The organism is Pectobacterium peruviense (genome assembly GCF_002847345.1).
In the GTDB taxonomy this organism is placed as follows: Bacteria; Pseudomonadota; Gammaproteobacteria; order Enterobacterales; family Enterobacteriaceae; genus Pectobacterium; species Pectobacterium peruviense.
Genome location: NZ_LXFV01000010.1, coordinates 207,935 through 233,925 on the forward strand (window position 1 = coordinate 207,935; position 25,991 = coordinate 233,925).

General features: G+C 51.4%; 21 protein-coding genes. 6 read left to right on the forward strand and 15 right to left on the reverse strand.

The features are described from left to right. Window positions 1-28 precede the first annotated feature (28 nt). From wzzE to trxA, 4 genes are all read right to left on the reverse strand, one after another. Window positions 29-1,075 (reverse strand): ECA polysaccharide chain length modulation protein, encoded by a 1,047-nt coding sequence (wzzE, locus tag A0G03_RS09490; RefSeq protein WP_048262946.1) that lies wholly within the window; start codon window positions 1,073-1,075, stop codon window positions 29-31. Window positions 1,076-1,096: 21 nt separating this feature from the next. Then, window positions 1,097-2,194, reverse strand: coding sequence for a UDP-N-acetylglucosamine--undecaprenyl-phosphate N-acetylglucosaminephosphotransferase (gene wecA, locus A0G03_RS09495; protein ID WP_011095681.1), 1,098 nt, complete (start codon window positions 2,192-2,194; stop codon window positions 1,097-1,099). A gap of 389 nt (window positions 2,195-2,583) precedes the next feature. Next, window positions 2,584-3,843, reverse strand: a complete 1,260-nt coding sequence (gene rho / locus A0G03_RS09500; protein ID WP_048262948.1) for a transcription termination factor Rho — start codon at window positions 3,841-3,843, stop codon at window positions 2,584-2,586. A gap of 510 nt (window positions 3,844-4,353) precedes the next feature. Continuing rightward, the gene (gene trxA, locus A0G03_RS09505) at window positions 4,354-4,680 is read right to left on the reverse strand and encodes a thioredoxin TrxA (RefSeq protein WP_011095683.1); all 327 of its coding nucleotides are present in this window, start codon (window positions 4,678-4,680) and stop codon (window positions 4,354-4,356) included. Between the two features lie 118 nt (window positions 4,681-4,798). Here trxA and rhlB point away from each other — a divergent pair, with 118 nt between their 5' ends. Next, window positions 4,799-6,091 (forward strand): ATP-dependent RNA helicase RhlB, encoded by a 1,293-nt coding sequence (rhlB, locus tag A0G03_RS09510; RefSeq protein ID WP_048262951.1) that lies wholly within the window; start codon window positions 4,799-4,801, stop codon window positions 6,089-6,091. A 6-nt stretch (window positions 6,092-6,097) separates the two neighbouring features. Beyond that, window positions 6,098-7,594, forward strand: a complete 1,497-nt coding sequence (ppx, locus tag A0G03_RS09515) for an exopolyphosphatase (RefSeq protein WP_048262953.1) — start codon at window positions 6,098-6,100, stop codon at window positions 7,592-7,594. Between the two features lie 149 nt (window positions 7,595-7,743). Here the strand turns inward: ppx and rep are convergent, their stop codons facing one another. After that, a complete protein-coding gene (gene rep, locus A0G03_RS09520) occupies window positions 7,744-9,765 on the reverse strand; it encodes a DNA helicase Rep (RefSeq protein ID WP_048262955.1) in 2,022 nt (673 codons plus the stop codon). Between the two features lie 159 nt (window positions 9,766-9,924). Here rep and ppiC point away from each other — a divergent pair, with 159 nt between their 5' ends. Continuing rightward, entirely contained in the window at window positions 9,925-10,206 is a 282-nt protein-coding gene (ppiC, locus tag A0G03_RS09525; RefSeq protein WP_011095687.1) for a peptidylprolyl isomerase PpiC, read from the forward strand. Window positions 10,207-10,286: 80 nt separating this feature from the next. On the opposite strand, the gene putA is transcribed toward ppiC, so the two are convergent. Next, complete coding sequence (gene putA / locus A0G03_RS09530) at window positions 10,287-14,255, reverse strand: trifunctional transcriptional regulator/proline dehydrogenase/L-glutamate gamma-semialdehyde dehydrogenase (RefSeq protein WP_048262956.1); 3,969 nt, start codon at window positions 14,253-14,255, stop codon at window positions 10,287-10,289. A 198-nt stretch (window positions 14,256-14,453) separates the two neighbouring features. Then, complete coding sequence (locus A0G03_RS09535) at window positions 14,454-15,341, reverse strand: LysR family transcriptional regulator (protein WP_048262958.1); 888 nt, start codon at window positions 15,339-15,341, stop codon at window positions 14,454-14,456. A 101-nt stretch (window positions 15,342-15,442) separates the two neighbouring features. Here A0G03_RS09535 and A0G03_RS09540 point away from each other — a divergent pair, with 101 nt between their 5' ends. Beyond that, window positions 15,443-16,096: an NADPH-dependent F420 reductase gene (locus tag A0G03_RS09540; RefSeq protein WP_048262960.1), complete on the forward strand. Its 654-nt coding sequence runs from the start codon at window positions 15,443-15,445 to the stop codon at window positions 16,094-16,096. A 92-nt stretch (window positions 16,097-16,188) separates the two neighbouring features. Here the strand turns inward: A0G03_RS09540 and ilvC are convergent, their stop codons facing one another. Continuing rightward, a complete protein-coding gene (ilvC, locus tag A0G03_RS09545; RefSeq protein ID WP_048262962.1) occupies window positions 16,189-17,667 on the reverse strand; it encodes a ketol-acid reductoisomerase in 1,479 nt (492 codons plus the stop codon). A gap of 167 nt (window positions 17,668-17,834) precedes the next feature. Between ilvC and ilvY the strand changes: the two genes are divergently transcribed. Further along, window positions 17,835-18,725 carry an HTH-type transcriptional activator IlvY gene (ilvY, locus tag A0G03_RS09550; protein ID WP_048263008.1) on the forward strand — a complete coding sequence of 297 codons (891 nt, stop codon included), beginning with the start codon at window positions 17,835-17,837 and terminating at the stop codon, window positions 18,723-18,725. After that, entirely contained in the window at window positions 18,722-19,522 is an 801-nt protein-coding gene (locus A0G03_RS09555; RefSeq protein WP_048262963.1) for a lysozyme inhibitor LprI family protein, read from the forward strand. The genes ilvY and A0G03_RS09555 overlap by 4 nt, the downstream gene beginning before the upstream one ends. An 18-nt stretch (window positions 19,523-19,540) precedes the next feature. Here the strand turns inward: A0G03_RS09555 and A0G03_RS09560 are convergent, their stop codons facing one another. From A0G03_RS09560 to ilvD, 7 genes are all read right to left on the reverse strand, one after another. Next, window positions 19,541-20,284 (reverse strand): DUF2461 domain-containing protein, encoded by a 744-nt coding sequence (locus A0G03_RS09560; protein WP_048262965.1) that lies wholly within the window; start codon window positions 20,282-20,284, stop codon window positions 19,541-19,543. 100 nt (window positions 20,285-20,384) lie between these two features. Beyond that, window positions 20,385-20,825 carry a lysozyme inhibitor LprI family protein gene (locus tag A0G03_RS09565; RefSeq protein ID WP_048262967.1) on the reverse strand — a complete coding sequence of 147 codons (441 nt, stop codon included), beginning with the start codon at window positions 20,823-20,825 and terminating at the stop codon, window positions 20,385-20,387. Further along, entirely contained in the window at window positions 20,822-21,412 is a 591-nt protein-coding gene (locus A0G03_RS09570) for a lysozyme family protein (RefSeq protein WP_048262968.1), read from the reverse strand. The genes A0G03_RS09565 and A0G03_RS09570 overlap by 4 nt, the downstream gene beginning before the upstream one ends. 141 nt (window positions 21,413-21,553) lie before the next feature. Next, entirely contained in the window at window positions 21,554-22,033 is a 480-nt protein-coding gene (locus tag A0G03_RS09575; RefSeq protein WP_072062071.1) for an Hcp family type VI secretion system effector, read from the reverse strand. Between the two features lie 28 nt (window positions 22,034-22,061). After that, window positions 22,062-22,271, reverse strand: coding sequence for a hypothetical protein (locus A0G03_RS09580; RefSeq protein ID WP_014916966.1), 210 nt, complete (start codon window positions 22,269-22,271; stop codon window positions 22,062-22,064). A 300-nt stretch (window positions 22,272-22,571) separates the two neighbouring features. Continuing rightward, entirely contained in the window at window positions 22,572-24,116 is a 1,545-nt protein-coding gene (gene ilvA, locus A0G03_RS09585) for a threonine ammonia-lyase, biosynthetic (RefSeq protein WP_048263010.1), read from the reverse strand. A gap of 5 nt (window positions 24,117-24,121) precedes the next feature. After that, window positions 24,122-25,972, reverse strand: a complete 1,851-nt coding sequence (ilvD, locus tag A0G03_RS09590) for a dihydroxy-acid dehydratase (RefSeq protein WP_048262970.1) — start codon at window positions 25,970-25,972, stop codon at window positions 24,122-24,124. Window positions 25,973-25,991: the final 19 nt, after the last annotated feature.

Genomic DNA, 25,991 nt, shown 5'->3' on the forward strand with positions numbered 1-25,991 from the left:
GAGCATCAAACGCAAATCAGCAAGCTGGTTAACGCAGACGGCGAGCCAGGGCAACACCCGCTCCCACTAGCACACCAATCGCACCCCACATCACCATCAGGAATGCCCGGCGCGGGCTGTCGCGTTTCACCGGTTCTTCCGGCGTACGCAAATAACGATACGTCTGGAAACTGGCCTCAAGCGTTGGGCCAACGTTCAGCGTCGCCAACATCGCGCGATTTTGATCGTAATCCAGTTCATAATGCGGGCCGCTGGTCTGCAACGTTTCCAGTCGGGCTTGAAGCATCGGCCTGCCGAGCAGGAACATTTCCGATGCGGGGATTTCATCTGCTGGCGTATCCGTCTGGCTACGGCTAATACCTTGCTGTTGTGCGATTTTCAGCGCCAGCTCAACGCTGCGGACTTCACGATCGTAAATCGCTTTTGCTACCGCTTCCTGACGCTTGATCTGCGACTTCATAAAAATGGTTCTGGCAGCCCAAGCTCCTTTGATTTCTTCATTCAGGTGGTTGGCTGCACGCTGGCTGGAAAAAGTCACATACTGACGAAGCAACGTGTTGGAATCTGAAGAGGTTTCCGCCACCAGCTTCACGGAGTCATTGGTTTTTTTCCCGTCATCACGCGCCGTAAACTGAATGTTGTTGACCAGCTCATCCAGCAAGGCTGCATCAGCCTTTTCATCGCCTTCCAGACGTTGCTTATAATAGTCAGTCTGCAACCAGAAATCGCGGCGGGTATCGTAAGCCGCTAACTGCATGATGAATTCATCATAAGCACCAGCCGAAATAGACGGTTGTTCTGGCTGAGGAGAGGAAAAAGATCGAGCATCGAGGTTACGCAGGAATTGCTGCTGCGAGTAATAGCCACCCAACATATTAACCGTCGGCTTGTCGGTAATCGATGTTGCACTCCATTCCTGTTTAACAAGATAGGAATAGCCTAATGCCACGACGGCAAACAGCAGGCCGATTGCTATCGGCCACACCTTTCCACGCCACAGCAGGCGAAATAAACCACGGATATCCAGTTCGTTATCAATCAACGCATTCCCGGTAGACAAGTTCTCTGATTTCATTACTTCCCCAAAATTATTTGGTCAGGATGACTGCTTTTGCTCATCGGAATGCCGCATACGGCGTTTGATTCGCTTGATAAAACGGGCGACCCGCCATGCTCGTTTCAGGCAGTAGCCATACAGTAGAAATGCAAGCAAGAATAATGCCAACATGACCCATTCGGGTATGAAAAAGAAATATTCTCCCAACACGCCGACCGCAGCCAATAAAGCAGCGGCGAGCGTAATCAGCAAAAATGCCTGACGAGAGGAAAAGCCCGCCCGCATCATTAAATGATGGATATGCTGCCGATCAGGCGAGAACGGACTCATCCCTTTGCGCAAGCGCCGATACATAATGGCGATCATATCAATCAGCGGGATAGCAATGATCCACAATGCCGTAACGGGATTAATCGGATGCTGCGGGCCTTGCGTCGTCTGAATCAGAAGCCAGATAGCCGTGAAGCCAATCATCGTGCTACCCGCATCGCCCATGAAGACCTTATAGCGTCGTCCAAACATGCCGAGGTTAAGCAGAATATAAGGCAACGTCGCCGCGATCATAGCGAAACACCACAATGCCAGATTCGTATGGCCGCTCAGATACAACAAAATTCCCATCGCCCCGAACGAGACGCTGGACAACCCGCCGAGCAGTCCATCGATCCCATCCACCATATTGAACGCATTGATAGCCGCCCAAACGGCAAACAGTGTCACCAGATAGCCAAATGGCCCCAGTCCCATCTGCCACGGGCCGAAAATATGCCCTAGGTTGTGTATCGTCAAGCCAGCAAGGGCCATCATCACCACAGCGACAAACGCCTGCACAACAGCGCGAATTTTCACACTGATATCAAAACGATCGTCCAGCATGCCGACAAAAACCAGCACACCCGCGCACATCAGGTAAAGACGGAAGTTGGGAATATATTGATCGGTAATGAAGTAGGTAAAGCAGATACCTGCATACACGGAGATACCGCCAACCAGAGGTACAAGACCCCGATGACGTTTACGGTAGTTGGGACGATCGACAAGTCCTATTTTACCCGCGATGCTGCGAGCAAAAAAAAGAAAGCCCAGAGAAAACAAGAAAATAAATAGTAATTCGGTACTCATAGTGAGTAAGTTCACCGTTAACAGCTTCGCTGTAGCTGTTCAGTATAGACTCGGTTTACGCCTTATATCCTATCGCCCACATTGATCGCCAGTAAAAATTGAAGTGATAACCGCGGCTTCCCAGCGGAAAACACGCATCACATCTGGTCAATTGGGGGATAAAAAAACGCCACGACCCAGCGTGGCGTTCCCCGAGTTATCCGTAATGTACCCGTCATACTTCAAGCCGCATGTGCGTTAGCTTCTCTTACTCACCCCAGTCACTTACTGATGTAAGCTCCTGAGGATTAATGAGTCTCATAAATGAGACTCACCCTTCGGGCCAGCGTTCACGCTGTTCAAAACGTTAACGTTTTGTCATGCAACTCGAATTATTTAGGGTATATATAGATGAATGCCCGGATTTATGAACGTTTCATCATATCGAAGAATTCATCGTTGGTTTTCGTCATCGCCAACTTATTGATGAGGAATTCCATCGCATCGATCTCACCCATTGGGTGGATGATTTTGCGTAGGATCCACATCTTCTGCAATTCTTCAGAGGTGGTAAGCAACTCTTCTTTACGCGTACCAGAACGGTTGTAATCAATCGCTGGGAACACGCGTTTTTCTGCGATTTTACGAGCCAGGTGCAGTTCCATATTACCTGTACCTTTAAATTCTTCGTAAATCACTTCGTCCATTTTGGAACCGGTATCAACCAGCGCAGTAGCGATGATTGTCAGGCTACCGCCTTCCTCAACGTTACGTGCCGCACCGAAGAAACGCTTCGGACGATGCAGGGCGTTAGCATCCACACCACCGGTCAACACTTTGCCCGAGGCCGGAACAACGGTGTTGTAAGCACGCGCCAGACGGGTAATTGAGTCCAGAAGGATGATAACGTCTTTCTTATGCTCAACCAGACGCTTCGCTTTTTCGATCACCATTTCAGCGACCTGAACATGACGGGAAGCGGGTTCGTCAAACGTTGACGCAACCACTTCACCTTTCACCAGACGCTGCATCTCGGTAACTTCTTCCGGACGTTCGTCAATTAGCAGCACCATCAGCACACAGTCAGGATGGTTGTAAGCAATGCTCTGCGCAATGTTTTGCAGCAGCATGGTTTTACCCGCTTTTGGCGGCGCAACGATCAGACCACGTTGACCACGACCAATTGGCGAAGCCAGATCCAGCACACGCGCCGTCAGATCTTCCGTCGAACCGTTACCACGTTCCATACGCAGACGAGAGTTTGCATGCAGTGGTGTTAAGTTTTCGAACAGGATCTTGTTGCGGGCGTTTTCAGGTTTGTCGTAGTTGACTTCGTTAACTTTCAGCAGCGCAAAGTAGCGTTCACCTTCTTTCGGCGGACGAATCTTGCCAGAAATGGTGTCACCAGTGCGAAGGTTAAAACGGCGGATTTGGCTAGGAGAAACGTAGATATCATCGGGGCCTGCGAGGTAGGAGCTGTCTGCGGAGCGGAGAAAGCCGAAGCCATCCTGCAGTATCTCCAGCACACCGTCGCCGAAAATATCCTCGCCGCTTTTGGCATGCTGCTTCAGAATAGAGAAGATAATATCCTGTTTGCGCATGCGAGCCTGGTTTTCCAAGCCCATATTTTCGCCAAGAGTAATTAACTCAGAAACTGGCGTATTCTTTAATTCGGTAAGATTCATAGTGGTGGGTTCTTTAACTCGGGGTAAATCTCGAACTATTAACGTGAATGGTATGGCAGGATCATCCGTGCCTCTATAACAGCCTTCAACCGCTGGATTCCTGTCTGGTTTCACACCTGAAGCGCATTAAATCCGCGCAAAACAACATCCGCATAAACGATATCCGCATAAACCAACGGCAGGAGATCGAAGACACATAAAACCAATTATTGTAAAACTAGTAGACTGTCCAAATCGGAGCACAACGTGTTGTAAAACAACCACTTTTCAAAACAATCATTTCGGAAAACAATCATTTTGTAAAACAACGACTTTTCGATTTAGACACAGAATAATACTTTAGACTCTAACTTTCAGGCTCAAGCCTAAGGGCTTAAACATAGGCAAGTACGATATGCAGTGTTAATGAATCTAACACGCTTCCCGACGAGCAGCAAGCAGTCAATATGAGAATTGCATATTGCCCGATTGTGCCCGTCGGCAATACCCTTTTGAAGGGGATCACGCTAATTACAGATTGGCTGTCAGGAACTCTTTCAGTTGCCCTTTGGACAGCGCGCCGACTTTTGTCGCAGCGACTTCGCCGTTTTTAAACAGCAGCAGAGTAGGAATACCACGGATACCATATTTTGGTGCAGTAGCCGGATTTTCATCAATGTTCAGCTTGGTAACCGTCAGTTTGCCTTCAAACTCTTCGGCGATTTCATCCAGAATAGGAGCGATCATTTTGCAAGGACCGCACCACTCAGCCCAGAAATCAACCAGGGTAGCGCCCTCAGCCTGCAATACTTTCGTGCCGAAGCTGTCATCAGTCAGGTGAATTATTTTATCGCTCATATTTTACTCCGCAGGATTATTTCTACCTTGTTGGTGTAGCATTAACCAACAACAGGTTGACTTTATTTCACCGGATACGCTTTCGTAAAGCAATCGTTAGCTGATATTCTACCACACTATGAGCAAAACACACTTAACTGAACAGAAGTTTTCCGACTTCGCCCTGCACCCGCAGGTTATCGAAGCCCTTGAAAGTAAAGGGTTTCATAACTGTACGCCTATTCAGGCGTTAGCTCTGCCATTAGCTTTGTCAGGGCGTGATGTTGCGGGTCAGGCGCAAACCGGTACCGGCAAGACGCTGGCTTTTCTCGCGTCTACTTTCCATTATTTGCTTTCACACCCTGCAAACGCAGAGCGTCAGACCAATCAGCCACGTGCCTTAATTATGGCGCCAACTCGTGAACTGGCTGTCCAAATTCACTCAGACGCAGAAGCGCTGTCTCACATGACCGGGTTAAAACTGGGTTTAGCCTACGGTGGCGACGGCTACGACAAGCAGCTTAAAGTGCTGGAAAACGGCGTTGATATCCTGATCGGCACCACCGGTCGTTTAATCGATTACGCTAAACAAAACCATATTAATCTGGGTGCGATTCAGGTTGTCGTACTGGACGAGGCGGATCGCATGTACGATCTCGGCTTCATCAAAGATATCCGCTGGTTGTTCCGCCGCATGCCTGCAACATCACAGCGCCTGAATATGCTCTTTTCCGCTACGCTCTCCTACCGAGTGCGTGAACTCGCGTTTGAACAAATGAATAACGCAGAGTATGTGGAAGTTGAACCGGAACAGAAAACCGGCCACCGCATTACAGAAGAACTGTTTTATCCGTCCAACGAAGAGAAAATGCGCCTGCTCCAAACGCTGTTGGAAGAAGAATGGCCGGACCGCTGCATTATTTTCGCAAACACCAAGCATCGCTGTGAAGACATCTGGGGCCATTTGGCTGCCGACGGTCATCGCGTTGGGCTGCTGACGGGTGATGTCGCGCAGAAGAAACGCCTACGTATTCTGGAAGAATTTACCCAGGGTAGTCTTGATATTCTGGTAGCTACGGACGTTGCAGCACGCGGTTTGCACATTCCTTCTGTGACCCACGTTTTCAACTACGACCTGCCGGATGACTGCGAAGACTATGTTCACCGTATTGGCCGTACGGGTCGTGCGGGACAAAGCGGATTTTCTATCAGTCTGGCCTGTGAAGAGTACGCGCTGAATCTCCCGGCGATCGAAACCTATATCGGTCACGGCATCCCAGTCAGCAAATACAACAGCGACGCACTGATGAGTGATTTACCTGCGCCGAAGCGTTTAACGCGCCCACCGCGTTCCAATAATGGCCCGCGCCGACACAGTAATGCGCCGCGCCGCAGTGGAGCGCCCCGTAATAACCGTAAACGAGCGGACTAACCGTCGATGCTGAGTTCTTCTTCACTTTACGCCGCCATCGATCTCGGCTCGAACAGCTTCCATATGCTGGTCACCCGGGAAACCGCAGGTAGCATTCAGACGCTGGCGAAAATAAAGCGTAAAGTCCGCCTTGCAGCAGGGCTGGATAAGCAGAATCGGCTCTCGCAGGAAGCGATGCAGCGTGGCTGGCAGTGTCTACAGCTGTTCTCCGAACGGTTACAGGACATTCCGCAGGATCAGGTACGCGTCGTCGCGACCGCAACCCTGCGACTGGCAACGAACGCTGACGAGTTTCTGCAACGGGCTCAGGAAATTCTGGGCTTGCCGATTCAGGTTATCAGCGGTGAAGAAGAAGCACGTTTGATTTATCAAGGCGTGGCACATACTACGGGTGGCCCAGATGCACGCTTAGTCGTGGATATCGGTGGGGGGAGTACCGAACTGGCAACGGGGATCGGCGCAAAAACGACCCAGTTGATCAGCCTCCCAATGGGATGTGTAACGTGGCTGGATCGCTATTTCAGCGACCGCAATCTGGAAGCGGGTAATTTTGAACGCGCTGAAAACGCAGCGCGTGAAATGTTGCGTCCCGTCGCTGCCTCCCTGCGAGAACAGGGTTGGCAGATCTGCGTTGGCGCTTCCGGAACAGTACAAGCGCTACAGGAAATCATGGTTGCGCAGGGTATGGATGAATACATTACCCTGCCGAAGCTCAGACAGCTTAAAGAGCATGCTATTCAGTGCGATAAACTGGAAGAGTTGGAAATTGATGGTCTGACGCTGGAACGCGCGCTGGTCTTCCCCAGCGGGCTCGCCATTCTATTGGCGATCTTCCAAGAGCTAGACATCAAAACGATGACGCTGGCTGGAGGCGCTCTGCGTGAAGGACTGGTCTATGGCATGTTGGATCTGCCCGTCGATCAGGATATCCGCCATCGTACGCTGGAGACGCTACAACGTCGTTATCTGCTGGATACCGAACAAGCTAAACGCGTCAGTACACTGGCAGACAACTTTCTGCAACAAGTTGCCCGTGACTGGCAGTTAGATAGCCGATGTCGAGAGTTACTGCGCAGCGCCTGTCTGGTGCACGAAATCGGTTTGAGCATTGATTTTCGCCAGTCACCCCAGCATGCAGCCTATTTGATTCGCCATAGCGATCTCCCCGGCTTTACGCCAGCCCAGAAGAAACTGTTAGCCACGCTCCTGCAAAACCAGATTAACCCCGTCGATTTAATGCCGCTCAGTCAGCAGAATGCGCTACCGGTGAGCCAAGCACAGCGCCTGTGCCGCCTGTTACGTCTGGCGATTATTTTTGCCAGCCGCCGCCGAGATGACACGCTGCCAGCAGTACGGTTACGCGTAGAAGGTGAAGCGTTGCGTTTGATTCTGCCTGCTGGCTGGCTGGCTCAACACCCGTTACGAGCAGAAATGCTGGAACAGGAAAGCCGCTGGCAGAGCTACGTACACTGGCCGCTAATGCTGGAAGAGCCCCCTGCTTAACGGATATATGTTATCCCCTAAATAATTCGAGTTGCAGGACAAAACGTTAACGTTTTGAACAACGTGAAGCGTTGGCCCTTTAGGGCGATGCTCAGTGATGAGCCGAGTATTGCCAACGCACATGCAGCTTGAAGTATGACGGGGATTGGTTATTCCCCTTTTGCTTTCGCTAACATCGCTCGGATACTGGCGACATTCGTCTGACCTTTCTGCATACGTTCCTGTGGGCTAACGACTTTTCTTTCCGTTTCCCACACCACATCATCCTGCGGCAGTTCAAGTAGGAAGCGGCTCGGTTCAGGGCGTATCAATTCGCCATACTGGCGGCGTTCTTTGCACAACGTGAAGAACAATTCGCGCTGAGCACGCGTAATCCCCACGTATGCCAAACGCCGTTCTTCATCGACGTTATCTTCATCAATACTGCTCTGATGCGGCAACAGGCCTTCTTCCATCCCAACCAAAAAGACGTATGGAAATTCCAAGCCTTTGGATGCATGCAGCGTCATCAGTTGAACCTGATCCTGCTCCTCTTCACTCTCTCCACGTTCCATCATGTCCCGCAACGTGAAACGCGTCACCACCTGCGTCAGCGTCATCGGTTCATCCAGATCGGAGCCTTCCAGCATTTCCGTCATCCAACTAAATAGCTGATTAACGTTCTTCATCCGCATTTCTGCAGCTTTTGGACTGGGCGAGGTTTCATAAAGCCAGCTTTCGTAATCCAACCCATGTATCAGGTCACGCACGGCTGCAACAGGCTCACGCTCCGCCAGACGGGCAATCTCCGCCAGCCACTGTGTAAACCGTTGCAGGGATTCCAAGCCACGGCCGGTCAGCGACTGACTCAACCCGAGATCAAAACTCGCGCTGAACAAGCCTTTATTGCGCTGCCCTGCCCACTCGCCCAGCTTCTTCATCGTCGCCGGGCCAATCTCACGTTTGGGGGTGTTCACAATACGTAAAAATGCACTGTCATCATCTGGGTTGGTCAGTACGCGCAGGTAAGCCAATAAATCTTTGATTTCAGGTCGGGAGAAAAAGGACGTGCCGCCGGAGATACGATACGGAATACGGTTTTGCATCAGCATCTTTTCAAACAGACGTGACTGATGGTTGCCACGATACAAAATGGCATAGTCGCCGTATTGCGTCTTTTTAATAAAGTGATGAGCTATCAGCTCACCCACAACCCGCTCTGCTTCGTGATCTTCATTGTTGGCGGTAATCACTTTAAGTTCATCACCGTAACCCAGCTCCGAGAACAGTCGCTTTTCAAAGACGTGTGGGTTATTGGCGATGAGAATATTGGCGGCTTTCAGAATACGCCCGGACGAACGGTAATTTTGTTCCAGTTTGATCACGTCAAGCGCGGGGAAATCCTGTTGTAGCAACACTAAGTTCTGTGGTCGCGCGCCGCGCCAGGAATAAATAGACTGATCGTCATCCCCTACGACGGTAAAACGCGCTCGGGTGCCAACTAGCAGCTTAACCAGTTCATATTGGCTGGTGTTGGTGTCCTGATATTCATCCACCAGCAGATAGCGTAAGCGGTTCTGCCAGCGTTCACGCACCTCGGCATTCCGCTTCAGCAGCAGCGTGGGAAGCAGAATCAGATCGTCAAAATCTAACACGTTACAAGCACGCAGATGTTCGTGATAAAGCGAGTAGCAATGTACAAACAGCTTGTCACGTTCGGATCGGGCGGTCGCCGCAGCACCGGCTGGATCGATCAGATCGTTTTTCCAATTTGAGATCGTTGAGATCAACTGTTGCAGCAAAACCTTATCGTTTTCCAGCCACTGCTCCGTCAATTCTTTCAGCAACGCCATCTGATCCTGATCGTCGAACAAAGAGAAGTTGGATTTCATGCCCAACGCGACATATTCGCGTTTGATAATCTCCAACCCCAGCGTATGGAAAGTCGCAATCATCAGACCACGCGTTTCTTTACGCCCCAGCGTTTGCGCCACACGTTCCTTCATCTCACGCGCCGCTTTGTTGGTAAACGTCACGGCAGCTATATGCCGCGCCTGATAGCCACACTGACGGATAAGGTGCGCAATTTTATTGGTGATAACGCGGGTCTTGCCTGAGCCTGCGCCCGCCAGTACCAGACAAGGTCCGGTGACGAATTCGACAGCATGTTGTTGGCTGGGGTTTAAGCGCATAACGATCTTGCTCACTCATAAAACGGAAGGCGATTGTAGCAGAAAGCGGTACCGATCTTGACCGGGGATTTGTTATTAAGGAAAGCACGTCACTGTCCACATCTTGCGTTGCAAATGTTACATTGCGCGCAGGAATCTCTTTTGCAAAAAGGTAACAACATGGCAAATACCGCAGCAGCCCTGCACATCCTGGTGGACACTGAACAGCTGGCTAACGACATTCTTGCTCAACTGGAAAAAGGTGCCGATTTCCAAAAATTGGCGCAGAAACACTCAACCTGCCCGTCAAAACGTAACGGCGGCGATTTGGGTGAGTTTCGTAAAGGCGATATGGTACCCGCTTTCGATAAGGCGGTGTTTTCCTGTGAGTTACTGAAACCATTTGGTCCAGTAAAAACCCAGTTTGGTTACCATGTAATCAAGGTGCTGTACCGCAACTAAGTCATCACCCGACAGATCTACACATAAAAAGCGCGCCCACCTTTCGGTTTGGCGCGCTTTTTTATATTGAACACTTTATTCTAGCCTATCGTCATCAGGCTCGCATTACCGCCTGCGGCGGCGGTATTGATACTGAGAGAACGTTCAATCAGCAGACGTTCCAATTGAACATGGGTATCGCCATGTGTATAGCCCAGCAGCAGAATAATCGGGCCATCGCGTTCTGCAAGCGCCTTACTCAACTGCCGTAATCGATCGGCATCGCCATGATAAATTACGCCCTGAAAAGACACCTCGTGCCGTTGCCAGTCATGCGTGAACTGAATACGCGACTGAACCTCCTCCGGCAAACGGGCATAGAGTGTTTTCTCCTGCTCACCTTCCGGCCACAGCAGCTTCCCACCCGTTGCCAGCACCGCAGCGGCCTGAATCAAGCGATCCTCATCATTGTCCGCCAGACACAATATCCGCTCGCGCGGCAGCAGCGTGTAGGTATTACTCTCTCCTGTTGGGCCGGGCAACCGTCGCGTTGTTCCACTGACACTATGCGCTTTATAGCGCTGACACAGCGTCGCCAAATCGTGATGTTCCCCGCTGATCGCCCAATCTTCCAACGTCTGTAGTCCCGCCAACAGCAATGCTCGAGCAGAGGTATCCGGTGCCTGCTCCCTGTTCTGCCTGGCGAATTCTGCTGCGAGCGCGTCGTCCGGCCGGTGTGCCAGCAAACGATGCAGATAAAGCGGCCCACCCGCTTTTGGCCCGGTTCCCGATAAGCCTTCTCCGCCAAAAGGCTGAACGCCGACAACGGCTCCCACCATATTGCGGTTCACGTACTGGTTACCCACTTTTGCCCTGTTCGTCACTCGTTGGATGGTTTCATCAATGCGTGTATGCACGCCTAGCGTCAGGCCGTAGCCCGCTGCGTTAATCTGTTCAATTAGCGTATCCAACTGCTGGCTTTGATAGCGAACGATGTGTAAAACTGGACCAAAAACTTCTTTTTCCAGCTCACTGATGTTATTCAATTCAATCAGCGTCGGCTTCACAAACGTCCCCCCCAGCCACGCTGCGTCATCCTGCGGATACGCCGCCTGATACACCGTATGACCTTTCGCCCGCATCGTTTGAATATGCCGATCCACGTTTTCTTTCGCCTCGGCATCAATCAGCGGGCCGATATCGGTTGATAACCGCTCAGGATTCCCCATTCGGCACTCCGCCATCGCGCCACGCAGCATAGTCAGCGTGCGATCCGCGATATCCTCTTGCAGGCACAAAAGACGTAGTGCCGAACAACGCTGTCCGGCGCTGTCGAACGCTGAAGCGATCACATCATTCACTACCTGTTCCGTTAGTGCGGACGAATCGACAATCATGGCATTCAGGCCTCCCGTTTCGGCAATCAGCGGCGTCAAACGCCCCTGTGGGTTAAGCCGACTAGCGATGCTGCGTTGCAAGATTTTTGCCACAGCAGTCGAACCGGTAAACACCACGCCACGTACCCGTTCGTCGTTCACCAACGCAGCACCGATCGTTTCCCCCTGTCCCGGCAGCAGTTGCAATACGCCAGTGGGAACACCTGCTTCATGCAAAATACGCACGGCCTGCGCCGAAATCAGCGGCGTTTGTTCAGCCGGTTTCGCCAATACGCTGTTTCCTGCCGCCAGTGCAGCAGAAATTTGTCCGGTAAAGATCGCCAGCGGGAAATTCCACGGGCTAATGCAGACGACGGGCCCCAGCGGACGATAGGTATCATTGGCGAACGAATCCCGTACCTGACCCGCGTAATAGCGTAAGAAATCCACCGCCTCGCGCACTTCCGCAATCGCGTTACTGAAGGACTTACCCGCTTCCCGCACCAGCAGCCCTAACAGATGTTGTAACTGCCCTTCCATCAATGATGCGGCCCGATTCAATATCGCGGCACGCTCTGCGGGTGGCGTCGCAAACCAGATAGTACCGGCATACACCGCCGTCGCTAGCGCCAATTCAACATCCGCGGTGGAAGCATCGCGAACATAGCCCACCACATCGTGCACGTCGGCTGGATTCACCACGGGCTTCTGTTCGCTCGCCTCGCTTTTCCCCTCAATCATCGGCTCGGCATACCACGGCTGCACCGCATGACTCAGCAACGCGCTGGAGAGCGAAGCCAATCGATGTTCATTCGAGAGATCCAGCCCGCTCGAATTTTTCCGCTCCTGGCCATATAGCTGACGCGGCAGAGGAATGCGAGGATGCGGTGCGCCCATGCTCCATTCCACTTTTGCTAACGCCTCTACGCCGCTAATCGGATCGGCAATGAGTGTTTCCAGCGCCATTGACGTATCCGCAATGCGATTAACAAATGAGGTATTCGCGCCGTTTTCCAACAGGCGTCGCACCAGATAAGCCAGCAACGTTTCATGGGTTCCGACCGGGGCGTAGATACGACATGGACGGTTTAACTTGCCATCCGCAACAGCGCCAACGACCTGATCATAGAGCGGTTCCCCCATGCCGTGCAGGCACTGGAATTCATACTGACCGGGATAATAATTGTTGCCCGCCATGTGATAGATCGCGCTTAACGTCTGCGCATTGTGTGTGGCGAACTGCGGGTAAATCAGATTGGGCACAGCCAATAGCTTGCGGGCGCAGGCCAGATAAGACACATCGGTATAAACCTTGCGCGTGTAGACAGGGTAGCCTTCCAGCCCGTCAACCTGCGCCCGTTTGATTTCACTGTCCCAGTACGCCCCTTTCACCAGACGAATCATCAGCCGCCGATGGCTACGCTGTGCCAGCTCAATCAGCTCATCGATAACATACGGGCAGCGCTTCTGATAAGCCTGAATCACAAACCCTATACCGTTCCACCCCGCCAGTTGCGGCTCCATACAGAGCTTTTCCAGCAGATCGAGTGAGATCTCCAGTCGATCTGCTTCCTCAGCATCAATATTAATCCCGATATCGTACTGCCGCGCCAGCAGCGTCAGTGATAACAGCCGTGGGTACAACTCATCGAACACACGATCATACTGCGCACGGCTATAGCGCGGATGCAGCGCCGATAGCTTGATGGAGATGCCCGGCCCTTCGTAAATTCCACGCCCGTTCGAGGCTTTGCCAATAGCATGAATCGCCTGCTGATAGGCCGTCAGATAGGCGGCAGCATCGTGCGCCGTCAGTGCCGCTTCGCCTAACATATCGTAAGAGTAGCGGAAGCCTTTATTTTCCCGTTCACGGGCGTTAGCCAACGCCTCACCGATAGTTTCCCCGGTGACAAACTGCTCCCCCATCAGCCGCATGGCCATATCGACACCTTTGCGGACGAGCGGCTCACCGCGTTTACCGATGATACGGTTCAGAGAATGAGAGAGATTCGCTTCATTGTGTGTTGCCACCAGCTTTCCGGTGAACAGTAGCCCCCAGGTTGCAGCATTCACAAAAAGCGATGGGCTGTGGCCAAGATGCGCCTGCCAGTTCCCTCGGCTGATTTTGTCGCGGATCAGCGCATCGCGCGTAGATTTATCAGGAATACGCAGCAACGCTTCGGCTAAACACATCAGCGCCACACCTTCCTGAGAAGAAAGAGAGAATTCCTGTAGCAGTCCTTGCACAATACCCGCACGCCCACTTCCGGCTTTCTGACTGCGTAATTTCTCTGCCAGTCGATAAGCCAGTTTCTGGGTTAACTGCAACATTTCATCGGTAAGTCTCGCCTGTTCAAGCAAGATAGGCACCAGTTCAGTTTCGGGACGGCGATAAGCAGAAGTCATCGCAGCGCGAGTAACTGACTGAGGAAGAACCTGTTCGGCGAAATCAAGAAAGGGTTGGTGGGTTTCTTCTTCCCGAGATTGCGGCATAATCTCTTCCGCTTCAATGCGGCTGATGTTCGCCGATTGCGGTGTTTCAGGCGTGTCGAGGCCACTTTCGAGGCGTTCGAGGTAATGGAAAATAGCCTGTTTGATCAACCAGTGCGGTGTGCGATCAATACGCTGTGCAGCGATCTTGATACGCTCGCGCGTTTCCTCATCGAGTTTTACACCCATCGTGGTAGAGCCCATAGAGTCCACTCCTGTGATTAGAAGATGCACATCGGGAATACGTCAATATCTTCAACAGCCTGACCATTTTTATCGTCAGCATGCTGGGTAAAGCACCATCAAAAGCAATTACCGACCGCTTCAATCAGGCAGAAGCGGAATACCAGTCCGTTTAGCCATAACGCCCGTGGCATAGCGCCCTGTGCCACGGGCTTATCTTTACCCGAAATTGGCTCTGACGGCATCGACAAAGGTTTTAATTTTAACCGCTGACCGCCGCCCCATCGGCACCATGACATGAACCGGGCGAGCAGGCCCATTATAGTCAGACAGCACCTGTACCAGACGGCCGCGATCAATTTCCTTACGTAACACAACCTCTGGCCCAAGCGTGATCCCATATCCCTCTATCGCGGCATGCAGCAGCGCATTCCAGTCGTTAGCAAAAAGCCTACCTTCCGGCCTGATTTCTTCAGTCTTACCGTCCTTCTGAAATACCCATCGACAAGACGTGGCGACGGCGCGTGCACCATAAATAAGGCACGCGTGGCGTGAGAGACTCGATGGAGTATCCGGCAATCCTTCACGCGCCAGATAGTCAGGCGATGCGCAAGCGATCAACGAATAAGGCTGAAGCGGCCAAGCCACCATTGAACTATCCGCCAATTCACCGATGCGAATGATGACTTCAAACCCTTCTTCAATGGGATCGACGATGCGATCATTCAGCGTCAGCGCAATTTGCGTGTCAGGATAACGCGCGAGATAACGTGTGATAAACGGCGCGAGCAGATGTGACCCCCAGGTAACCGGTGCATTCACCTGAATAACGCCGGAAGGGGTCACCTGCATTTCACGGGCAATCGCATCGGCGTCCTCCGCTTCAGCCAAGGCAACCTTACAGCGCTCATAATAGCGCAGACCAATATCCGTCAGGCTCTGCCTACGCGTGGTACGGTTCAGTAGCCGGACCCCAAGCCTCGCTTCGAGCCATGCCACTTGCTTCGCGACCATCTGTGGTGAGATGCCCAGCACCTCTGCGGCGGCGGCAAAAGACCCTAGCTCCGACGCTTTGACAAAGATGTTCATGCTGGTCAGTCGATCCATGATTCGCTCATATTTGTTGTTTGTTTTCTTTTAAAAGCATAATTTATCTTCAAATTGTAGGCAATTAAGATTCTCTTCTCAAAAGCATTAAGGAGAAAAAGATGAAAATTGGCATTATTGGCGCAGGCTTTGTTGCCCGGGCGATCGCTAAACTAGCGCTTCAGAACGGTCATCAGGTCATGCTCAGCAACTCACGCGATCCCCAGTCGCTTTTCAGCCTCCGCCCCATGATCGGCTGCGATATCGGCACCGCGACTCAGGCAGCGCGATTTGGCGACATTATCGTGATCGCCGTTCCCTTTACCGCTATCGATAAACTCCCTGAGCAGGCTTTACAGGGCAAATCCGTCATCGATGCCGTCAACTACTATACCGAGCGAGATGGCAAGGTAGCAGCACTGGATACGCGCAGCACTACCACCAGCGAACTACTGGCTGGTTATTTACCGGGCGCAAAGATTACCAAAGCGTTCAATGCTATCACCATGACGCAGCTTGAAAGTGATGGTTTGCCTGCGGGTTCTGCCCATCGCCGGGCGCTACCGCTTGCGGGTGATCATGAGCAGGAAAAAACCATTGTGGCCGAACTCTATGATGCCTTCGGGTTTGATGTCGTCGATGCGGGAAAATTGTCTGAAGGATGGCGTTTTGAAAGGAACATGCCGTCTTACTGTGTACGTATGACAAAAGCGGAATTAACCACTGCGCTGGCACTGGCCTCACGTGAAAGCTCCGCCGATACACAACAGAGATAACGCAGGCTGAGAGATAATCGCAGATAAAAAAATGCTGCTCCAGAGGGAGCAGCATAGAAATTATCACGTTTCGCTAAACGTAAAAGCGACTATTAACCCGCGACAGCGATACGCTTCATGTCTTTCATGTAACCGCGCAGCGTGTGGCCTACGGTTTCGATCGGGTGGTTACGGATAGCTTCGTTAACATCACGCAGTTGCGCGTTGTCTACTTCGGTGCCAGCAACCGCTTTACCCAGATCGCCCGGCTGCAGAGATGCCATGAAAGCCTCTTGCAGCAATGGAACAGCGGCATTAGCAAACAGGTAGTTACCGTATTCTGCGGTGTCAGAGATAACCACGTTCATTTCATACAGACGCTTACGCGCGATGGTGTTGGCGATCAGCGGCAGCTCATGCAGTGATTCGTAGTAAGCCGACTCTTCGATGATGCCGGAGCTCACCATGGTTTCAAACGCCAGCTCAACGCCCGCTTTGACCATCGCAACCATCAGCACGCCGTTATCAAAGTATTCCTGCTCAGCGATTTTACCGTCGAACTGCGGCGCATTTTCGAACGCAGTTTTGCCAGTCTCTTCACGCCAGGTCAGCAGTTTCACGTCATCGTTCGCCCAGTCAGCCATCATGCCGCCGGAGAATTCACCAGAGATGATGTCATCCATGTGTTTCTGGAACAGCGGAGCCATAATGCCTTTCAACTGCTCAGACAGTGCGTAAGCGCGCAGTTTCGCCGGGTTAGACAGGCGATCCATCATCAGCGTAATCCCGCCTTGCTTCAGCGCTTCGGTGATGGTTTCCCAGCCGAACTGAATCAGTTTTTCTGCATACGCAGGATCGGTACCTTCAGAAACCAGTTTGTCGAAGCCCAGCAGAGAACCGGCCTGCAACATACCACACAGAATAGTCTGCTCACCCATCAGGTCAGATTTCACTTCTGCAACGAAAGAGGATTGCAGAACGCCAGCACGGTGGCCGCCAGTGGCCGCTGCCCAGGCTTTGGCGATTGCCATGCCTTCGCCTTTTGGATCGTTTTCAGGGTGAACCGCGATCAGCGTCGGTACGCCGAAACCACGTTTGTATTCTTCACGCACTTCCGTACCCGGACACTTCGGTGCCACCATCACGACAGTGATGTCTTTACGGATTTGCTCACCGACTTCAACGATGTTGAAGCCGTGAGAGTAGCCCAGCGCTGCGCCCTGTTTCATCAGCGGCTGTACCGCCTGAACCACTGCGGAGTGCTGTTTGTCCGGCGTCAGGTTAACGATCAGATCGGCCTGCGGGATCAGATCTTCGTAAGTGCCAACGGTGAAGCCGTTTTCGGTCGCTTTGCGCCATGATGCACGTTTTTCTGCAATGGCTTCAGCACGCAGAGCATAAGAGATATCCAAACCAGAATCGCGCATGTTCAGACCCTGATTCAGACCCTGAGCACCACAACCGACGATCACCACTTTTTTCCCTTTCAGGTAGCTCGCCTCATCGGCAAATTCATCACGCCCCATAAAGCGGCACTTGCCCAATTGATCCAGCTGCTGACGCAGGTTTAATGTGTTGAAATAGTTAGCCATGTCGTGCTCCGTATACGGTTTTGTTTGTCTGTTATTCAGAAAAGGATTCCCGCCAGATGGGAATTCACTATGACCTCATCATATGACAGGAATTGCGTTGCTTAAATTGATATATTAACAACGTGACATTGCACTATCTGCAAGATAAAAAACGGGGCCTGCATCGCATGGATTTACGTGATCTCAAATTATTCCTGCACCTCGCGGAAAGCCGACACTTTGGCCGTACCGCCAAGGCGATGCACATCAGCCCATCCACGCTGTCGCGGCAAATTCAGCGGCTCGAAGAGGATTTAGGGCAGATGCTGTTTCTGCGCGATAACCGTACCGTACAGCTCACCGATGCCGGAGAGCACCTAAAGCTGTTCGCCCAACAGACGCTGCTGCAATACCAACAGCTACGCCACACGATAGACCAGCACGGGCCGTCATTAAGCGGTGAACTGCGGATCTTCTGCTCCGTCACCGCCGCCTACAGCCATCTGCCGCCGATTCTGGATCGCTTTCGGGCGCTGCATCCGCTGGTTGAAATTAAACTGACAACCGGCGATGCCGCTGATGCCGTTGAGAAAATTCAGTCGAATGATGGGGATTTGGGGATTGCAGGACGCCCGGAAGCGCTGCCTGCGAGCGTTGATTTCATGCCGCTCGATAAACTGCCTCTGGCGCTGATTATCCCAGCACTTCCCTGCCCGGTTCAGTCGCTGGTGCGTCAAGCCGATCCAGACTGGTCGCAGATTCCGTTCATCTTGCCGGAACACGGCCCGGTGCGTAAGCGCATCGATCAGTGGTTCCGCCGCAATCACATCACCAATCCGCAAATTTACGCCACCATCTCTGGGCATGAAGCGATGGTATCAATGGTCGCGCTGGGCTGCGGCATCGCATTGATTCCCAACGTCGTGCTGGAGAACAGCCCAGAGCCGGTACGCAACCGTGTCTCTGTCTTTGTCGAACAGGTGATGGAACCGCTTGAGCTGGGCGTCTGCGTACAGAAAAAACGGCTTAGCGAACCGCTGATTGCCGCCTTTTGGGACATATTACAGGACACACCATGAAGATAGCCTTCACTGCCATCATCGCCGCAGGAGTGACGCTCGCATCCCTCAGCAACCACGCGCAAGCCGCCAGTTTCCCCTGCGAAAAAGCCGCCTCTGTGCAGGAAAAGCTGATTTGCGCCAGCCCATTGCTTGGGCAGCTAGATGAAGAACTAGCGCAAGCATGGAAGACATCCCGCGCGTTCCTGACGGCGTACGGCAACAGCGCACCGTGGGAGAAAACGCTCAACCAGTTTCAGCGCAGCTGGCTTACCACACGCGATCAATGCAAAGACGAGGACTGCCTGCGACAGCGTTATCAACAGCAGTTAAATCGGCTGCGCTACCTAAATGACATCGCGCAGCACGCCTTCCCTTCACCGATTACGCCGGTGAAAAGCACATCCTGCTTCCACGGTTCGTTCAGCTATGAATATGTGATGTCAGGGCTTTCCGCCGAGGAGTACCGCGATCTGGGGGATTATTTTCGAGAGATGTACGATCAGAAAGCGCCCTACCACGCCGTCAGCCTGACCATGACCAACCAACGTGGCAAGATTGAGGGCGGTGCGTCCATTGCATTCCGCTACGGTAACAAACTGGATGATTCCGACTTCACGGCCCGTCAGATGAGCGACATGCAGGCCATTGGCAAAGGTGAAAGCAGCTTCGGTCAGCAGGTGAAAATACTACTCACCTGCATTGACGATGATCATCTGCAAATCGCCACCTTCGGCAGCAATCAGGAGGAAGGCTACCTGTTTAACTATCTGTTGGAGCGCGATAAAATCCCACTGAAGCCGGAACAAACACCGTAGCGTTAGCGATCTCTGGCTCTAGCGTTCAAACCACTTATCCGCCGAAAATGCCCGCGTATCGGACTCTGCTTCCTGCGCGGCTTTCTTCATGGTTTCGATGTTCATCAGGTAATGATAAAGCGGTTCAAGCTGGGTAAATCCCTGAGACAGAATCGCCACCAGATCGCCGGAAAACAGCGCTTCCATATCCTGCCGAGTACATATCGCGGCAAACGATTTACGGTTATACCAGTTAGCTAATTCTGGCTCCTGGTCTTTAATCAGCGGGCGTTTGTAGCTTTCCCCTTCCAGAGTGAAGGTATTCCCCAGACAGCTCGCAACCTCAAGAAACTGCGGCGAATTGCCGCGCAGCGTCTGACGGAATAGATCCATCGTATTCCGCGTCGCACTGTAGTAGCCCAGCCCGTAGCGCCAGGTATCCGGCGTGATTTCAAAGAAATACACCGGTGCATCCGTCCAGTCTTTGCGGGTGCGTTTGAAGGTCAGCCACATATGGCTGCGATAGCGTGACTTATCGTGAGAAAAACGCGTATCGCGGTGAATACGAGAGAGAGTCTTACCGATTGCTGGGCGAGTTTCAAAGTGGTCGTCAATCTGCAACATAGTCAGACTGAGTTCATCCACCAGCGTGCGGAATGGCGCAACCAGTTGCTCATCGTAAACCGCACGATGCTCGTCAAACCACTCTTTATCGTTGTACTGACGCACCTGCTGAAGAAACGTTAAACCCGCTTGAGAAAAACCCGTGAACTGCGTTGCCATAAAGAAATGCCATCCCTGTTGCTGTCAGATGACATAAAGATAACGCCGCCGACGGTGAAACACCATCGGCGACGTTACACACTTATCCAAGGAATGAGTATTAAGGTATGTTGGGTTCACCGTCTAGCGTCTCAATCCGCCTGTAATTTTCTACCGCCTCACAAAGATCTTTATTTGATAAATAAACGGGGCTATCTTTTTCGAATCCGTATCCCTTATACGCACAACGATGGACAACGTAATTTTTCCATGCAGCTTGATCTTTTTTGAAAAGCTGCACCGCCTCCTCCGAATCACCAAAAGCCTTAAATTTGGAGAGATCCTTTATTAATTCTTTATTTCGCTGTTCCAGTTTTTCCGTCGAATCAGAAAGCATCCGGTCAGTACAAATATACAGCTCATGATAACTCTCTCCTTTCATCACATCTTTACATAACGTTTTTTCGATTACGTCCAGTTTACTCAGGTAAATCTCACCAAACGCAGGCGATATACCGTTCACAGCAAATAGCACCAACATACAGCAGTAGATATTTTTCATTTTTTCATCCTTAAATAACCCGCTCGATTTCTTCCAGCTTCAAACTTCAACAAATAATCGTCACTCTCTATTTTCTTTATTAACAGATCGATATCATTTTTTGCTGCGACAGGAATAGTCGTCTCCCCCATAATCCCTTGATAGGCAAGATCCACCAGAATATCTCTGATAGCGGGGTGAAGCTCATCCCAATTCACTCTATCCGGTACATTGGCGGAATAATCTGCGTATCGATTTTTCGCTATTTTTATATACCCAGAATAAATCATATTAAACAATTCCACCTGCTGTTGATGTGTAATTGCTCCTATCTTCGCTTTGTATTCTTTTACGAAAGTAGCGGCAGCCCCACCCTTTAGCCCAGCCCCCGTCGCGATTAAACTGGCTTTTTCACTCCCAACGCCAGCTCGAAGCATATCCGAATAGATTTCGCCCTTGGTTCTCTTCCCCATATCATAGCCGCGCCCCAGCGTCACACCAGATTTGGGATTTCCTGGCCAGTGAACGACTCGGCTAAAAAAAGGGCTATTGGGAACATCATCCCCTTCACCATCAAAGGTTATTTGTCCTTGAGGTACTCTTAGCATTGAGTAAATTCCTTTTCATTAATACGAAGCATCAATATGCGAAGTTAATTAGCATCTCTTCGGGTTAGTGATTAATTAGTTAATAAAACAGCCACAAATAAAATAATTATCAATGGCTGCATGTTTTATTACTAAGTCAAACTAAATACCACTATCATTCCAGATACTATAACCTGATGTTCCCGCAACTTTATGCTCCCATGATATAGAACCATATTTTAATAAAACCTTCTCGTATGGCATGACGTCATTATCATTAATCGAATGCGGATAACTACAAGAAATGTCAACAATACGGGCATCTGTTAATTTAATGACATAAAACAACTCTAATTCCCCGGCGGCATTTATCCTATACAAAAAGAAATTTGCACTTAGCTTTTCATTGGAAGAGGTAGAAACACCAAGCAACGGTGACGACTTATCGATAAGTTTAATTATTTCAACGGGATGACAAGATAGATTATCAGCATGACTCATTGAGTGATTTAAACTTAACACCTGAATCTGATCTTCATGACCAACTTGGCTTCTATTACCAATTGACTGCAATGTTGAACAACCAGAAGAAATTAACCCCTGTTTATCACCCGTCAACTCTAAATAGATAATACTCGACATTTTTAGCAGCCTCTAAGAATAAATATGATCAATGCACTGACGGTGTATCAAGCTTGAGTGAAAGTTTTCGCCCATCCGACGTCTTCATTTCCACAAGATTACTTTGAGTCACCTGCATCAGAGAAAGGCATAGCTTCATCATCAATGCGAGTATTTCTTCAGGAGGTAACGAACTATTAATAAGGCTACTCTTTAATTGTTCATTTAACTGAATGGCAAGTTTTTCTTTATTTTTCATACTCGGTCTCCATGTGTTATTCCACTTTTCACCAAACTAACCGAGAAAATAATTATTAGCAAGATTTAAAGAAATTAGAAAAACAAACAATTAATTTAAAAATAATAATAACAAACTACAATTAGATTGATTCAACAACGCCTTGAGACACCTGCTGAAGAAACGTTAAACCCGCTTGAGAAAAGCGTTGCCATAAAGAAATGCCATCCCTATTGCTGTCAGATGACATAAAGATAACGCCGCCGACAGTGAAACACCATCGGCGGCGTTAAGGGAAAACTCAGCGCTTAATCAACTAACTTAACCCGCTAAAAAGAAGCGGAACGCGGGGTTATTGGTTTCATCGTGACATTCATAGCCCAGCGCCTGTAGGTGCTGCTCGAATTCACGATCGCCCTCATCCAGCTCAAACCCAGCCAGCACGCGACCAAAATCCGTGCCGTGGCTGCGGTAATGGAACAGCGAAATATTCCAGTGCGCCCCCAGCGTATGAAGGAATTTCAGCAACGCGCCTGGCGACTCTGGGAATTCAAAGCTGTACAGACGTTCCTGTAACGGTTTGGAAGGACGTCCACCGACCATATAGCGAACGTGTAGCTTCGCCATTTCATCATCGGACAAATCCACCACTTCATAACCGTCTGCGGAAAGCTCAGCGATGATCTCCTGCCGCTCCGCATAGCCGCGCGTAAGACGCACACCAACAAAAATGCAGGCGTCTTTGGCATCCGCGTAGCGATAGTTGAACTCCGTGACGGAACGACCACCCAACAGTTGGCAAAACTTCAGGAAGCTTCCCTGTTGCTCAGGGATCGTCACAGCCAGCAAGGCTTCGCGTTGTTCACCCAGCTCGCAGCGCTCGGAAACATAGCGTAACCCGTGGAAGTTGACGTTCGCACCGGATAGAACATGCGCCAGACGCTCACCCTGAATCTGATGCTGTTGAATGTATTTCTTCATCCCGGCTAACGCCAGCGCGCCAGACGGTTCAGCAATAGCACGCACATCTTCGAACAGATCTTTCACTGCTGCACAGATAGCATCGCTGTCGACGGTAATCACGTCATCCAGATATTCCCGACACAGGCGGAACGTTTCATCGCCGATGCGCTTCACCGCCACACCTTCAGCAAACAGCCCGACACGCGGCAGATCAACCGGTTGCCCGGCATCCAGCGCCGCACGCAGACACGCGGAATCTTCCGCTTCCACACCGATCACCTGAATCTGCGGCATCAGCTGTTTAATCAGTACGGCAACACCTGCCGCCAAGCCACCACCACCGACTGGCACAAACACGCGATCCAAATGCGCATCCTGCTGTAGCAGCTCCATAGCCAGCGTGCCCTGCCCAGCAATCACCGCAGGGTGATCGAACGGCGGCAGGAAGGTCATATGTTGTTGCTCTGACAGCTCAATCGCCTTGGCTTTGGCTTCATCAAAGTTAGCGCCGTGTAGCAGCACTTCTCCGCCAAAACCACGCACCGCATCTACCTTGATGTCGGCCGTCGCGACCGGCATCACAATCAGTGATTTAATCCCCAGCTTGCTGGAGGAAAGCGCGACACCTTGCGCATGGTTACCGGCTGAAGCCGTCACCACGCCGTGTGATTTTTGTTCATCGCTCAGACCCGCCATCATCGCGTACGCACCACGCAGCTTGAAGCTGTGCACCGCATGTCGGTCTTCACGTTTTACCAGAATGACATTACCCAGCCGCGAAGAGATCTTATCCATCTTCTCCAGCGGTGTGACCTGCGTGATTTCATACACTGGCGACCGTAAGATCGCCCGCAGGTACTCCGCGCCTCCCGGCGCGGCAGGAAGAGGTTGTGACACAGCCATCAGCATTAGCCTCCCAGCTTGCTTTTATCCCGCACAGCACCTTTATCCGCGCTGGTTGCCAGGATAGCGTACGCGCGCAGCGCAAAAGATACCTGACGTTCACGATTATGTGGCGTCCAGGCCTGTTCGCCCCTCGCCTCTTCCTCTTCGCGACGGCTTGCCAATTCATTGTCCGCTACGTCCAGCACAATGCTGCGGCTCGGGATATCAATGGCAATCATGTCGCCGTCCTGCACCAAACCAATGATGCCACCGCTTGCGGCTTCCGGAGACGCGTGGCCGATGGACAGGCCCGAAGTCCCACCAGAGAAGCGGCCGTCAGTGATCAGCGCACAGCTTTTACCCAAGCCCATCGATTTCAGATAGGTGGTCGGATACAGCATTTCCTGCATGCCCGGCCCACCTTTCGGCCCTTCATAGCGGATAACAACCACATCGCCCGCCACCACTTTACCGCCCAGAATCGCTTCTACCGCATCATCCTGGCTTTCGTAGACTTTTGCCGGGCCGCGGAAAATCAGACTCTCTTTATCAACACCAGCCGTTTTCACGATGCAACCATCTACCGCGATGTTGCCGTACAGCACGGCCAACCCGCCATCCTGACTGTAAGCATATTCACGCGAACGGATACAGCCTTCCTGACGATCGGTATCCAGTGAATCCCAGCGGCAATCCTGAGAAAACGCTTTGGTCGTGCGAATACCTGCTGGACCAGCGGAATACATACGCTTCACGCTTTCATCCTTCGTCAGCATAACGTCGTAGGCTTCCAGCGTTTCCGGCAGCGTTTTACCCAACACGTTGTTGACTTCACGGTTCAACAAACCGGCTCTGTCCAGCTCGCCCAGAATACCGATAACCCCCCCGGCACGGTGTACGTCTTCCATATGGTATTTCTGACCGCTTGGCGCGACTTTACACAAATGCGGTACCTTACGTGATAGGCGGTCGATATCCGACATGGTGAAATCAATTTCGCCTTCCTGTGCCGCTGCCAGCAGGTGCAACACAGTATTGGTGGAACCGCCCATCGCGATATCCAGAATCATGGCGTTTTCAAATGCGGCTTTACTGGCGATATTGCGCGGCAATACGCTTGCGTCGTCCTGCTCGTAATAACGTTTTGCCAGACCCACGATACGCGTACCTGCATTGAGGAACAGATCTCTACGATCGGCATGCGTCGCGAGCAATGAACCATTCGCTGGCTGAGAAAGCCCCAACGCTTCGGTCAGACAGTTCATGGAGTTTGCCGTGAACATCCCCGAACATGAGCCGCAGGTCGGACAGGCGGAACGCTCAATCTGCTCACTATCGGCATCGCTGACGTTAGGGTTTGCACCCTGGATCATGGCATCGATGAGATCGAGCTTGATAATTTGGTTAGAAAGCTTGGTTTTCCCTGCTTCCATCGGGCCACCGGACACAAAAATCACCGGAATATTCAGGCGCAGTGACGCCATCAACATCCCTGGGGTGATTTTATCGCAGTTGGAAATACACACCATCGCATCCGCACAGTGGGCATTGACCATGTATTCCACGGAATCGGCAATCAGCTCACGGGAAGGCAGAGAATAGAGCATGCCGCCGTGGCCCATAGCGATACCGTCATCAACCGCAATGGTATTAAATTCTTTCGCGACGCCGCCGGAGGCTTCGATTTGTTCGGCAACCAATTTACCCAAATCGCGCAAGTGCACATGGCCGGGCACGAATTGGGTGAAGGAGTTGACCACCGCGATAATCGGTTTACCAAAATCGTCGTCGGTCATCCCGGTGGCGCGCCACAAGGCTCGTGCACCAGCCATATTACGGCCGTGTGTGGTTGTGGCTGAACGGTACTTAGGCATGCTCTGTTACTCCAAAAAT

Bases quoted from the DNA above. Each gene is read 5' to 3' on its own strand.
- trxA (WP_011095683.1), bottom strand. From the start codon at position 4,680: ATGAGCGATAAAATAATTCACCTGACTGATGACAGCTTCGGCACGAAA.
- A0G03_RS09555 (WP_048262963.1), top strand. From the start codon at position 18,722: ATGAAGATAGCCTTCACTGCCATCATCGCCGCAGGAGTGACGCTCGCA.
- A0G03_RS09535 (WP_048262958.1), bottom strand. From the start codon at position 15,341: ATGGATCGACTGACCAGCATGAACATCTTTGTCAAAGCGTCGGAGCTA.
- ilvA (WP_048263010.1), bottom strand. From the start codon at position 24,116: ATGGCTGTGTCACAACCTCTTCCTGCCGCGCCGGGAGGCGCGGAGTAC.
- wzzE (WP_048262946.1), bottom strand. From the start codon at position 1,075: ATGAAATCAGAGAACTTGTCTACCGGGAATGCGTTGATTGATAACGAA.
- ppiC (WP_011095687.1), top strand. From the start codon at position 9,925: ATGGCAAATACCGCAGCAGCCCTGCACATCCTGGTGGACACTGAACAG.
- ilvC (WP_048262962.1), bottom strand. From the start codon at position 17,667: ATGGCTAACTATTTCAACACATTAAACCTGCGTCAGCAGCTGGATCAA.
- putA (WP_048262956.1), bottom strand. From the start codon at position 14,255: ATGGGCTCTACCACGATGGGTGTAAAACTCGATGAGGAAACGCGCGAG.
- ilvD (WP_048262970.1), bottom strand. From the start codon at position 25,972: ATGCCTAAGTACCGTTCAGCCACAACCACACACGGCCGTAATATGGCT.
- ilvY (WP_048263008.1), top strand. From the start codon at position 17,835: ATGGATTTACGTGATCTCAAATTATTCCTGCACCTCGCGGAAAGCCGA.
- A0G03_RS09565 (WP_048262967.1), bottom strand. From the start codon at position 20,825: ATGAAAAATATCTACTGCTGTATGTTGGTGCTATTTGCTGTGAACGGT.
- rho (WP_048262948.1), bottom strand. From the start codon at position 3,843: ATGAATCTTACCGAATTAAAGAATACGCCAGTTTCTGAGTTAATTACT.
- rhlB (WP_048262951.1), top strand. From the start codon at position 4,799: ATGAGCAAAACACACTTAACTGAACAGAAGTTTTCCGACTTCGCCCTG.
- A0G03_RS09570 (WP_048262968.1), bottom strand. From the start codon at position 21,412: ATGCTAAGAGTACCTCAAGGACAAATAACCTTTGATGGTGAAGGGGAT.
- ppx (WP_048262953.1), top strand. From the start codon at position 6,098: ATGCTGAGTTCTTCTTCACTTTACGCCGCCATCGATCTCGGCTCGAAC.
- rep (WP_048262955.1), bottom strand. From the start codon at position 9,765: ATGCGCTTAAACCCCAGCCAACAACATGCTGTCGAATTCGTCACCGGA.
- A0G03_RS09540 (WP_048262960.1), top strand. From the start codon at position 15,443: ATGAAAATTGGCATTATTGGCGCAGGCTTTGTTGCCCGGGCGATCGCT.
- A0G03_RS09580 (WP_014916966.1), bottom strand. From the start codon at position 22,271: ATGAAAAATAAAGAAAAACTTGCCATTCAGTTAAATGAACAATTAAAG.
- A0G03_RS09560 (WP_048262965.1), bottom strand. From the start codon at position 20,284: ATGGCAACGCAGTTCACGGGTTTTTCTCAAGCGGGTTTAACGTTTCTT.
- A0G03_RS09575 (WP_072062071.1), bottom strand. From the start codon at position 22,033: ATGTCGAGTATTATCTATTTAGAGTTGACGGGTGATAAACAGGGGTTA.